This is a genomic window from Streptomyces sp. NPDC001796, assembly GCF_042892355.1.
In the GTDB taxonomy this organism is placed as follows: domain Bacteria; phylum Actinomycetota; class Actinomycetes; order Streptomycetales; family Streptomycetaceae; genus Streptomyces.
The window spans coordinates 349820-360552 of record NZ_JBIAUC010000008.1 but is presented as its reverse complement, the minus strand read 5'-3'; the positions used below and the strand labels follow the sequence as shown (position 1 = coordinate 360552).

The following is a 10733-nucleotide window of genomic DNA, read 5'->3' as shown; positions in this document are numbered from 1 at the left end:
CCCCTGCACGTCCGGGAGTGGACGTGCGGCGAATGTGGCACCGTGCACGACCGCGACCACAACGCAGCCCGCAACGTCCTCTTCGAAGGACGCCGCATCGTCGCCGCCGGACGGGCGCAGACGCCAAACGCCTGTGGAGCGCCGGTAAGACGGGCACCCGTGCCCGCACAGCGCGGTGAAGCAGGAAGCCCCCGGAAGGGTCAGACGACCCAGGCCGGAATCCCTGGACTTTAGGCCAGGGAGCACGTCAAGGCCCACCGGAACCTCCACGGTCCGGTGCCACGGCAACGCGACCGCCCTCACCACGGTGGCCCTTCCGGACTCGTCGCGGGCCTGGAAGCTGATGTCGGCGGTGCCCTCGCCGGTCACCTCGTACGTGACCGAGGCGGTGGGAAGACGTTTGCCCGCGGTTCCGTCGCCCTTGCCGTTGTCGAGGACGCCGTACAGGACCAGCCCGAGGCAGGCCGCCGGCGCCGCTCCACCCACGACCATCGCGATACGAAGCGAGGACCGCTCCGCCTCGGCGGTCTCCTCCGACGACCCGGCAAGGAGCGCCGAAGTTCCTCCGCGAACCGTTGGTGCGGTTCCTGGCCGCGTCCCGTGACCACCCGTCGCGGTGGCATCCTCCACGAAGCGTGTGAGGGCAAGGCATGCCCTGGGTCGCCGAGTTGAGCGAATGCCCACGCACGTGCACGGAGGTGAAAAGGTTGTGCGCCGGCTGTGGGCTTCCGTGTGGCATTCGCCACGTCGGTGACCTGTGATGTTCCGGAGTCGGCATGCGCTTGACCAGCAGGAGGGGACCGTTTGGCGTTCCCCTGACCCGAGCGAAGGGGCGGGGTCCCATGGGCCAGTCGGACAAGCGCATTCCGTCCGCGAAGGAGATGCGGCGGTACGCGGCCGCATTCGTCGCGCGCGTCACCGCCGGCAACCGGCTGCCGCTGGACTACTCCGTGGCCAGCCTGCGAGTCGTCGACTTCATGGTCGACGGCCTGCGCAAGGGCGGGGCCGACCGGGAGCGGGCGTCCGGGGCGCTGTTCGGTCTCGGCGCGTACGTCGGTGAGGTTCTGGTGCGCCGCGCGGGGGCGGTGTGGGTGGACTTCGACGCCGAGCAGAGCGCCTTCTTCCGGCAGTCGGTCGGCGTACGCATGCCGGACGGACGGGTCTGGAACCCGCTCGGCAAGGTCTTCAACCGCTTCGAACTGGGCGGTCCCGAGGAGTCCCTGCAGCTCTTCTACCTGACGTTGCACGGCAGAGCGCGGAGAACGGCGGACGCGACGTGCTGACCGGCGGCCGTGCGCACATGGTTCGGACGGCACGTCCGCGCAGCGAGTCCGAAAGAGTATGGGCGTCTTCGGGTACCTGCTGCGAGGATGAACCGTCTTCGGCAGCGAAGGGCAGGCACGCATGGACCGTCCCAAGGCTCTTGTTCCGCTCCGCTACGTCGCGATCGGCGGCCGGGGCCCGGAGGACGTCGTCGTCGACCGACGCGGGCGGGTGCTCACCGGTGTCGAGGACGGCCGCATCCTGGCCCTCGACGGACTCGCGGATCCTGCTCGTAGCCGCGTCGAGGTGATCGCCGAGACCGGCGGCCGCCCGCTCGGGCTGGAAGTCCTCCCGGACGGCGACCTGTTGGTGTGCGACGCGCACCGCGGGCTTGTGCGGATCCACCTCGAGGACGGCACCGTACGCGTCCTCGCCGACTCGGCGGCGGGGGAGCCGCTGCGGTTCTGCAGCAACGTCGTCGCCCTGTCCGACGGCACGTTGTACTTCACCGTGTCCAGCCGCCGCCACCCCTTCGAGCAGTGGATCGGCGACATCGTCGAGCACACCGGAACGGGACGGCTGTTGCGGCTCGCCCCCGGCGCCGACGCTCCCGAGGTGCTCCTGGACGGGCTCCAGTTCGCCAACGGCCTCGCGCCCGCCCAGGACGAGTCCTTCCTCGTCGTCGCCGAGACCGGAGCCCGACGCCTCAGCCGCTACTGGCTCACCGGACCGCGCTCCGGCCGCGCCGAGCCATTCCTCGAGGACCTCCCGGGAATGCCGGACAACCTCTGGCGCGAAGGGCCCGAAGGTCCGATCTGGGTGGCCCTCGCCGGACCGCACGTCCCCGCCCTCGACCTGCTGCACCGTGCCGCCCCGCCCGTGCGCCGCGCCGCCGCCCGGCTCGCGGTGCGGGCCCCGTACCGCCCGGCGGCCATGGCCGGTGTCCTCGCCGTCGATGACGACGGCCGCATCCGGCGCCACCTCGTCCGCCATCGCTCCGGCTTCCGCATGTCCACCAGCGCCTGTGTCGCCGGCGGCCGGCTGGTCCTCGGCAGTGTCTGGGAACACGGCATCGCCGTGTGCGAGCTGCCCGACGGCACCGGCTGACCCGCGTGTGCGCGGCCGCCGTGCCCGGCGGTAATCTGTACCCCGGCCGCGATCATGTCCCGCGGCGCGGCGGTGGGGCCCGCCGTACCAGAACCGCGGCAGTGCCGCCGCCAACGGTCCCTACTTGCGATGAGCGTGCCCGTCCGGCAGGGCCCCGGCGAGTAGGAGAAGTACGTCCATGTCAGTCCCGCACCCCAAGAGCGCCGACGCCACCGGTGCCGCACCGCCCGAGCCCGCGCGGCGGCCGTCCCCCTGGCACGGGCAGGGACCCGTCGTCGCGGTCGTCGCCCTCGGCGGCGGCATCGGCGCCACGGCCCGCTACGGCGCCTCGCTGCTGTGGCCCGCGCGGACCGGGGGATTCCCCTGGACCACCTTCGGTGTGAACCTCGTCGGCTGTGCCGTGATCGGCGTCTTCATGGTCGTGATCACCGATGTGTGGGCGGCCCACCGGCTGGTGCGGCCCTTCTTCGGCACCGGCGTGCTCGGCGGCTTCACCACCTTCTCGACGTACGCCGTCGACATCCAGAGGCTGGTCGACGCGGGCCATCCGCGCACCGCACTCGCGTATCTGTTCGCGACGCTCCTCGGGGCCCTCGCCTCGGTCTGGCTCACGATGACGGCCGTCCGTCGCGTCCTGGCGTGGCGGCAGCGATGAACGACACCACCGACCGGCGCCCGCGGAGGCGGCCATGACACGACTGACCGGCAGGGCCCTCAGGCTGACCGTCTTCATCGGCGAGCACGACACATGGCACCACAAGCCCCTCTACAGCGAGATCGTGCACCGGGCGCATGCCGCGGGTCTCGCGGGCGCGAGCGTCTTCCGCGGTATCGAGGGCTTCGGCGCCTCCTCGCTGATCCACACCTCGAGGCTGCTGTCGCTCAGCGAGGACCTGCCCGTCGCCGTCGTGATCGTCGACACGGAGGAGCACGTCCGTGCCTTCCTTCCCCAACTCGACGAACTCGTCACCGAAGGACTCGTGACGCTCGACGACTGCGAAGTCATCCGGTACGCCGGACGTGGTGAAACCGGTCGCGGGGAAGCCGGTCGCGGCGAAACCGGACGACGGGAAAGGTGAGAACTCGTTGTGAATTGGCTGCTGGTGGTCCTCGGTGCCGTGGTCGGCGCACCCCTGCGTTACCTCACCGACCGTGCGGTGCAGCTCAAGCACGACACGGTCTTTCCCCGGGGCACCCTGGTGGTCAACGTCACGGGCTGCCTCATCCTGGGCCTGCTGACCGGTGCCGCCGCGGCCGGCCATGCCTCGCCGCACCTGCAGCTCCTGCTCGGCACGGGCCTGTGCGGGGCGCTGACCACCTACTCGACGTTCTCGTACGAGACACTGCGGCTGACCGAGACCGGCGCGGGGTTCTACGCTGCCGCCAACGTCGTCGCTAGCGTGACGGCGGGCCTCGGTGCGGCTTTTGCCGGGGTTTCGCTCGCCCAGGCCCTGTGGACCTAGTCGGCGGCCGTCACCCGCGCGTAGTACAACTTCCCCAGCACCACCGTCTACAGCACTGTCGACCAACTCCTCAGAACTGGATCCCATGAGCGTCATCAACGTCGGTCAGGCCGCCGTCCTCGGAGTCGTCGAGGGATTGACCGAATTCCTCCCCGTGTCCTCGACCGGCCATCTCAAGATCACCGAGGGGCTGATGGGGATCCCCGTCGACGACCAGGCCGTCGTCGGCTTCTCGGCCGTCATCCAGGTCGGCGCGATCGCGGCCGTGCTCCTGTACTTCCTCAAGGACATCGTGCGGATCGTCTCGGCATGGTTCCGGGGCCTGTTCAACAAGCAGGAGCGGTACCACCACGACTACAAGTTCGCCTGGTGGGTGATCGCCGCGACCGTCCCGATCGTCGTGGTCGGCCTGGCCGCCAAGCCGCTCATCGACGGGCCGCTCGCCTCGCTGTGGGTGGTGGCCGGCTCGCTGATCGTCGGCAGTGGCGTGATGTGGTGCGCGGACCAGATGGGCCGGCACAAGCGCGGTGAGGACGACACCTCGTTCAAGGACGCGATGCTGGTCGGCAGCTCGCAGATCCTCGCCCTGCTCTTCCCGGGCTTCTCCCGCTCCGGCGCCACCATGTCCACGGCGCTCATCCTCGACCTCGACCGGGTGGCCGCCACCCGCCTCTCCTTCTTCCTCGGAATCCCCGCCCTCACCGGCGCGGGCCTGTACGAACTGAAGGACGCCCTGGGTGCGGGTGTGGGCGCCGCGCCGCTCGCCGTCGGTACGGTCGTGTCGTTCGTGGTCGCCTACGCCTCGATCGCGTGGCTGTTGAAGTTCGTCGCCAAGCACTCCTTCAACGCCTTCGTGATCTACCGGATCGTGGTGGGTGTGGCGCTCCTCGGCCTGCTCGCCACCGGCACGCTCAGCTGACCGAAGCCGTCCTGGAACGCCGCACCAGCTGATCACCGCTGATCATCGGGGGTCGGGAAGCCGATATTCAGGCACCCCGGCCCCCTGAATGTTTCCTTACTCCGCCCCTTGACAGTCCCGTCCCGTTACCCGGAGGATCAACCCCCGTGAACCTGTCAGACAGCCAGACAGGTGGTCCGGGGCCGCGGCGCGTCAGCGCGATGGAAGCGGTCCTCACCCACCTCCGCGGCGCCATCGAGCGCGGCGAGTACGCGATCGGTGACAAGCTCCCCTCCGAGGCCGAGCTGTGCCGCACCCTCGAGGTCAGCCGCCCCGTGCTGCGCGAGGCCCTGCGGGCCCTGCAGACCATGGGGCTGACCGTCTCGCGGACCGGGAAGGGCACCTTCGTCGTCGCCAACGCCGTCGAGGACCCGACCTTCGGCGACTACGCGGCGAGCGACCTGCTGGAGGTGCGCCGCCACATCGAGATCCCGGTCGCCGGGTACGCGGCGCTGCGCCGCACCCCCGAGAACCTGGACCACCTGGCCCATCTGCTGGACCGGATGGAGCGGGAGACGGACACCACCGCGTGGGTCGCGATGGACACCCTCTTCCACCTCGCCGTGGCCGAAGCCGCCCAGAACCCGGTCTTCCGCCGGGTCATCGAGGAGATCCGCGACGCACTGGCGCGTCAGTCGGCCTTCCTCAACGAGCTGGGCGGCCGGCGCGAGCAGTCCAACCGGGAGCACCGGGCGATCGTCGAGGCGCTGGCCGACGGTTCCGAAGACGACGCGGTGGCGGCCATGGCCCACCACATCGACCGCGTCGAGACGACCCTCACCGACATCCTGCGCCCCCGGCGCACGGATCTCCCCACGGAAGGCGGACCAGAGGCGTGAGCGAACAGCACCTCAAAGAAGAGACGCGCCCATCGTCCGGTCACGTCGACGCCGGAGACGCGGGCTACCGCAAGTCCCTGAAATCCCGGCACGTCAACATGATCGCCATCGGCGGGGCCATCGGCACCGGCCTCTTCCTCGGCGCCGGCGGCCGCCTCGCCGACGCCGGCCCCTCCCTCTTCGTCGCGTACGCGATCTGCGGCGTCTTCGCCTTCCTGGTGGTGCGCGCGCTCGGCGAACTCGTCCTGTACCGGCCGTCGTCCGGCGCCTTCGTGTCGTACGCCCGTGAGTTCCTGGGCGAGAAGGGCGCGTACACCGCGGGCTGGATGTACTTCCTCAACTGGGCGACCACCGGTATCGCCGACATCACGGCCGTGGCCACCTACACCCACTACTGGGGCGTGTTCTCCGACATCCCGCAGTGGGTGATCGCGCTCATAGCACTGGCCGTGGTCCTCACGGTGAACCTGATCTCGGTGAAGATCTTCGGCGAACTGGAGTTCTGGTTCGCCATCGTCAAGGTCGGCGCCCTCGTGGTCTTCATGGCGATCGCCATCTTCCTGCTGGTCACCCAGCACAAGGTCGACGGCAGCACCCCCGGCCCGTCCCTGCTCACCGACCACGGCGGCGTCTTCCCCAACGGTGTGCTGCCGATGCTGCTGATCATCCAGGGCGTCGTCTTCGCCTACGCCTCCGTGGAGCTGGTCGGCGTCGCAGCGGGCGAGACCGAGAACCCCGAGAAGATCATGCCGAGGGCGATCAACTCGATCATGTGGCGCGTCGGCCTGTTCTACGTCGGCTCGGTCGTCCTGCTCTCGATGCTGCTGCCCTGGAACAAGTACTCCGCCGGCGAGAGCCCCTTCGTCACGGTCCTGTCCAACATCGGCGTGCCGGCGGCCGGCGGCGTGATGAACCTCGTCGTCCTCACCGCGGCCATGTCCTCGCTCAACTCGGGCCTGTACTCCACCGGCCGCATCCTGCGCTCCATGGCCATGTCGGGCTCGGCGCCCAGGTTCACGAGCGTGATGAGCCGCAGCCAGGTCCCGTACGGCGGCATCCTGCTCACCAGCGGGATCTGTGTCCTCGGCGTCGGCCTCAACTTCGTGGTCCCGGCGGACGCGTTCGAGATCGTGCTCAACTTCGCGGCGATCGGCATCCTGTCCACCTGGGGCATGATCATGCTCTGTCACCTGCTCTTCTGGCGGAAGACCCAGAAGGGCGAACTGTCCCGCCCGAGCTACCGCCTGCCCGGCTCCCCGTGGACCGAGATCGTCACCCTCGGCTTCCTCGCCTCCGTGTTCGTCCTGATGTACGCCGACGGCGGCGCGGGCCGCACCACCGTGCTGTGCCTGCCGCTGATCGTCGCCGCCCTCGCCGGCGGCTGGTACGGCATCCGCGGCCGGGTCGGCCGCAGTAAATCCCCCAAGGTGAATGTGTGAACCACGCAGTGTTGTACGGAAGTCCGGTCGCCGAGGCTCCTGTGATCCGGGAGCCCCTGCACGCACCGATCGCCCACCTCGTCCGGGGTGGCGTCATCGAAGGCATCCACTACGGCTCGGTCGTCGTCCTCGGCGCCGACGGCACGGTGCAGCTGCAACTCGGTGACATCGAGGCCGCCTTCTACCCGCGCTCGGCCCTCAAGCCCGTACAGGCGGTGGCCATGGTGCGCGCCGGACTTCCCCTGGACGGCGAGCTGCTGTCGCTGACCGCAGCCAGCCACTCCGGCGAGGAACGGCACCTGGCCGGCACCCGGCGGATCCTGGAGCTGGCCGGTGTCACCGAGGACGACCTGCGCAACGTCCCGGACCTGCCGTACGACCCGGTCGTTCGCGACGACTGGATCCGCGAGGGCCGCCTGCCCTCCCGGCTCGCCCAGAACTGCTCCGGCAAGCACGCGGCCATGCTGTACACCTGCAAGCTCAACGGCTGGCCGCTGGAGGACCATCTCGATCCGGCCCACCCCCTCCAGCAGGCCATCGCCGAGATCGTCGAGGACCTCACCGGCCAGGCGATCGCCCGGGTGACCGTCGACGGCTGCGGCGCGCCGCTGTTCTCCGTCTCGCTGCACGGGCTCGCCCGTGCCGCGGCCCGCATCACGACCGCGCCGGCCGGCACCCCGGAGGCACGGGTGGCGGACGCCATGCGCGAGCACGCCGAGATGGCCTCGGGATCCGGGCGCGACGTCGCCGCGCTGATGCGGGCCGTGCCCGGGCTGCTCGCCAAGGACGGATTCGAGGGCGTCCAGGTCGCCGCACTGCCCGACGGCCGTGCCGTCGCCGTCAAGATCGCCGACGGGGCGAACCGGGCACGGATCCCGGTCGCCGCCGCGGCCCTGGCCCGCGCCGGCGTCGACCCGGCGGCGCTCACCGAGTTCGCGGGCGAGCCGCTGCTCGGCGGGGGCGAACCCGTCGGCAGCGTCCGGCCGGTCCGTGCCCTCGACCCCCTCGCCCCCCAGACCCGCGCCTGACCGACTCGTCCACCTCGTTTCGTCCACCTCCGAAAGAGGGCCCGCACAGCCATGACCGCCGCCCACCGCAGCGAACACGACCTGCTCGGCCACCGCGACGTACCCGCCGAGGCGTACTGGGGCATCCACACCCTGCGCGCCAGGGAGAACTTCCCCATCACCGGGACGCCGATCTCCGCCTACCCGCACCTGATCGACGCCCTGGCCGCCGTTAAGGAGGCCGCGGCCCTCGCCAACGAGGAACTCGGCCTGCTGGAGCCGAAGAAGGCCGCCGCCATCGTGGAGGCCTGCCGAGAGATCCGCGACGGCAAGCTGCACGACCAGTTCGTCGTCGACGTCATCCAGGGCGGCGCGGGCACCTCGACCAACATGAACGCCAACGAGGTCGTCGCCAACCGGGCGCTGGAGCTGCTGGGGCACGCCAAGGGCGAGTACCGGCACCTGCACCCCAACGAGGACGTCAACCTCGGCCAGTCCACCAACGACGTCTACCCGACCGCCGTCAAGATCGCGACGGTCTACGCCGTGCGCGGCCTGCTGAAGGCGATGGCCGTGCTCCAGGACGCCTTCGCCCGCAAGGCCGTCGAGTTCCGCGACGTGCTGAAGATGGGCCGCACCCAGCTCCAGGACGCGGTGCCGATGACGCTGGGGCAGGAGTTCTCGGCGTACGCGGTCATGCTGGACGAGGACCGCAGCCGGCTCGCGGAGGCCGTCGAGCTGATCCACGAGATCAACCTCGGCGCCACCGCGATCGGAACCGGGCTCAACGCTCCATCGGGATACGCCGAGTCCGCGCGCCGCCACCTCTCGGAGATCACCGGTCTGCCGCTGGTGACGGCCGCCAACCTGGTCGAGGCCACCCAGGACTGCGGCGCCTTCGTGCAGATGTCCGGTGTGCTGAAGCGGATCGCGGTCAAGCTCTCCAAGAGCTGCAACGACCTGCGCCTGCTGTCGTCGGGGCCGCGCGCGGGCCTCAACGAGATCAACCTGCCGCCGGTGCAGGCCGGTTCGAGCATCATGCCGGGCAAGGTGAACCCGGTGATCCCGGAGGTGGTCAACCAGGTCGCCTTCGAGGTGATCGGCAACGACGTCACCATCACCATGGCCGCCGAGGCGGGACAGCTCCAGCTCAACGCCTTCGAGCCCGTCATCCTGCACTCCCTCTCCGAGAGCATCACGCACCTGGAGCGCGCCTGCCTCACCCTCGCCGAGCGGTGCGTCGCCGGGATCACGGCCAACGAGAGGGAACTGCGGACGGCGGTGGAGAACTCCATCGGCCTGGTCACCGCACTCAACCCGTACATCGGCTACGAGGCGGCCACGGGCATCGCCAAGGAGGCCCTCGCCACCGGGCGCGGCGTCGCCGAACTCGTCCTGGAGAAGGGCCTGTTGCCGGCCGAGAGGCTCCAGGCGCTGCTGCGGCCGGAGGTGGTCGCGGGCAGCGGCTCCCCGGAGGTCTGAGCGTCCCGGTGAGCAGGGAGAAAGCATCCGGCGGGGGGCCGGCCACGGCCGCCGCCCCGCCGGGTGGAGCGGCCCCGAGCGCGTCATAGGATCCAGTGCGTGATCACGAGGTACGTCAGGTGAGCGGTCCGTCGCAGGGGGCGGCACGATGGTGACCATGGCCCCGTCGTTGAACTTCCAGCCCGTGCTGGAACGTATCGCCGAAGAGATGGAGCAGCGCCCCGGTCGCGGCCGGGCCGCCGACTACATACCGGCGCTCGCCGCCCTGGACCCACGCCGCTTCGGCATGGCCGTCGCCGAACTCGACGGCACCGTGTACGGAGTGGGGGAGTGGCGGGAGCCGTTCTCCACCCAGTCCATCACCAAGGTCTTCACCCTCGCCCTCGACCTCGCCCGCGAGGGTGACGCACTGTGGGAGCACGTGGGCCGGGAGCCGTCCGGCAACCCGTTCAACTCGCTGGTCCAGTTGGAGTACGAGAACGGCATCCCGCGCAATCCCTTCATCAACGCGGGCGCCCTCGTCGTCACCGACCGGCTGCACACCCGTACCGGTGACGCGGCCGGCACGCTGCTCGACTTCCTGCGCGCCGAGAGCGGAAACCCCGGACTCTCCTTCGACACGGAGGTCGCCGCCTCCGAGGCCGCGCACGGCGACCGCAACGCCGCCCTCGCCCATTTCATGGCGTCCTACGGCAACATCGGCAACCCCGTGCCGGTGCTGCTCGACCAGTACTTCCGGCAGTGCTCCCTCACCGCGTCCTGCGCGGACCTCGCCCTGGCCACCGGCTTCCTGGCCCGGCACGGCGTCCGCGCGGACGGCACCCGGCTGCTGACCCGCAGCCAGGCCAAGCAGGTCAACGCGGTGATGCTGACCTGCGGCACGTACGACGCGGCCGGGGACTTCGCCTACCGGGTCGGCCTGCCCGGCAAGAGCGGCGTCGGCGGCGGCATCATCGCGGTCGTGCCCGGCCGCTGCACCCTGTGCGTATGGAGCCCCGGCCTCGACGAGCGCGGCAACTCCGTCGCGGGCGTCGCGGCACTCGACCGCTTCACCACGCTGACGGGGTTGTCCGTGTTCTGACCGGGGCTTCCGTGCCCCCGTGTGCCCGTCGATCACGCGGCGGTCACAAGCAGGCCGCCCGCGCGAGAGACGGACGTTGCTTTCCGGCCACCCG

12 protein-coding genes are annotated in these 10733 nt (G+C 70.4%); all 12 read left to right on the top strand.

What is annotated here, in order from left to right:
- Positions 1-234, top strand: a 234-nt coding sequence (locus tag ACFYZE_RS19650; RefSeq protein ID WP_388995273.1) for a zinc ribbon domain-containing protein, incomplete at its 5' end; no start/stop codon positions are given.
- A 608-nt stretch (positions 235-842) separates the two neighbouring features.
- Complete coding sequence (locus ACFYZE_RS19645; RefSeq protein ID WP_388995270.1) at positions 843-1283, top strand: hypothetical protein; 441 nt, start codon at positions 843-845, stop codon at positions 1281-1283.
- A gap of 121 nt (positions 1284-1404) precedes the next feature.
- A complete protein-coding gene (locus ACFYZE_RS19640) occupies positions 1405-2370 on the top strand; it encodes an SMP-30/gluconolactonase/LRE family protein (RefSeq protein ID WP_388995268.1) in 966 nt (321 codons plus the stop codon).
- A gap of 178 nt (positions 2371-2548) precedes the next feature.
- Positions 2549-3025 carry a fluoride efflux transporter CrcB gene (crcB, locus tag ACFYZE_RS19635; protein ID WP_388995265.1) on the top strand — a complete coding sequence of 159 codons (477 nt, stop codon included), beginning with the start codon at positions 2549-2551 and terminating at the stop codon, positions 3023-3025.
- A 34-nt stretch (positions 3026-3059) separates the two neighbouring features.
- Complete coding sequence (locus tag ACFYZE_RS19630; protein WP_388995262.1) at positions 3060-3449, top strand: DUF190 domain-containing protein; 390 nt, start codon at positions 3060-3062, stop codon at positions 3447-3449.
- A gap of 9 nt (positions 3450-3458) precedes the next feature.
- A complete protein-coding gene (gene crcB, locus ACFYZE_RS19625; protein WP_388995259.1) occupies positions 3459-3833 on the top strand; it encodes a fluoride efflux transporter CrcB in 375 nt (124 codons plus the stop codon).
- An 85-nt stretch (positions 3834-3918) separates the two neighbouring features.
- Positions 3919-4752 carry an undecaprenyl-diphosphate phosphatase gene (locus ACFYZE_RS19620; protein WP_388995256.1) on the top strand — a complete coding sequence of 278 codons (834 nt, stop codon included), beginning with the start codon at positions 3919-3921 and terminating at the stop codon, positions 4750-4752.
- 200 nt (positions 4753-4952) lie between these two features.
- Positions 4953-5630 carry a FadR/GntR family transcriptional regulator gene (locus ACFYZE_RS19615; RefSeq protein ID WP_388995314.1) on the top strand — a complete coding sequence of 226 codons (678 nt, stop codon included), beginning with the start codon at positions 4953-4955 and terminating at the stop codon, positions 5628-5630.
- Positions 5627-7069 carry an amino acid permease gene (locus ACFYZE_RS19610; RefSeq protein WP_388995253.1) on the top strand — a complete coding sequence of 481 codons (1443 nt, stop codon included), beginning with the start codon at positions 5627-5629 and terminating at the stop codon, positions 7067-7069. The genes ACFYZE_RS19615 and ACFYZE_RS19610 overlap by 4 nt, the downstream gene beginning before the upstream one ends.
- Before the next feature lie 11 nt (positions 7070-7080).
- Positions 7081-8097 (top strand): asparaginase, encoded by a 1017-nt coding sequence (locus tag ACFYZE_RS19605; RefSeq protein ID WP_388995311.1) that lies wholly within the window; start codon positions 7081-7083, stop codon positions 8095-8097.
- Positions 8098-8148: 51 nt separating this feature from the next.
- On the top strand, positions 8149-9558 hold the full coding sequence (gene aspA / locus ACFYZE_RS19600) for an aspartate ammonia-lyase (protein ID WP_388995250.1): 1410 nt from the start codon (positions 8149-8151) through the stop codon (positions 9556-9558).
- A gap of 157 nt (positions 9559-9715) precedes the next feature.
- On the top strand, positions 9716-10639 hold the full coding sequence (locus ACFYZE_RS19595) for a glutaminase (protein WP_388995247.1): 924 nt from the start codon (positions 9716-9718) through the stop codon (positions 10637-10639).
- Positions 10640-10733 lie beyond the last annotated feature (94 nt).

Excerpts from the sequence above, each read along its gene's own strand:
- ACFYZE_RS19630 (WP_388995262.1), top strand. The coding sequence starts at position 3,060 with ATGACACGACTGACCGGCAGGGCCCTCAGGCTGACCGTCTTCATCGGC.
- crcB (WP_388995265.1), top strand. The coding sequence starts at position 2,549 with ATGTCAGTCCCGCACCCCAAGAGCGCCGACGCCACCGGTGCCGCACCG.
- ACFYZE_RS19595 (WP_388995247.1), top strand. The coding sequence starts at position 9,716 with ATGGCCCCGTCGTTGAACTTCCAGCCCGTGCTGGAACGTATCGCCGAA.
- ACFYZE_RS19645 (WP_388995270.1), top strand. The coding sequence starts at position 843 with ATGGGCCAGTCGGACAAGCGCATTCCGTCCGCGAAGGAGATGCGGCGG.
- ACFYZE_RS19620 (WP_388995256.1), top strand. The coding sequence starts at position 3,919 with ATGAGCGTCATCAACGTCGGTCAGGCCGCCGTCCTCGGAGTCGTCGAG.
- aspA (WP_388995250.1), top strand. The coding sequence starts at position 8,149 with ATGACCGCCGCCCACCGCAGCGAACACGACCTGCTCGGCCACCGCGAC.
- ACFYZE_RS19640 (WP_388995268.1), top strand. The coding sequence starts at position 1,405 with ATGGACCGTCCCAAGGCTCTTGTTCCGCTCCGCTACGTCGCGATCGGC.
- ACFYZE_RS19615 (WP_388995314.1), top strand. The coding sequence starts at position 4,953 with ATGGAAGCGGTCCTCACCCACCTCCGCGGCGCCATCGAGCGCGGCGAG.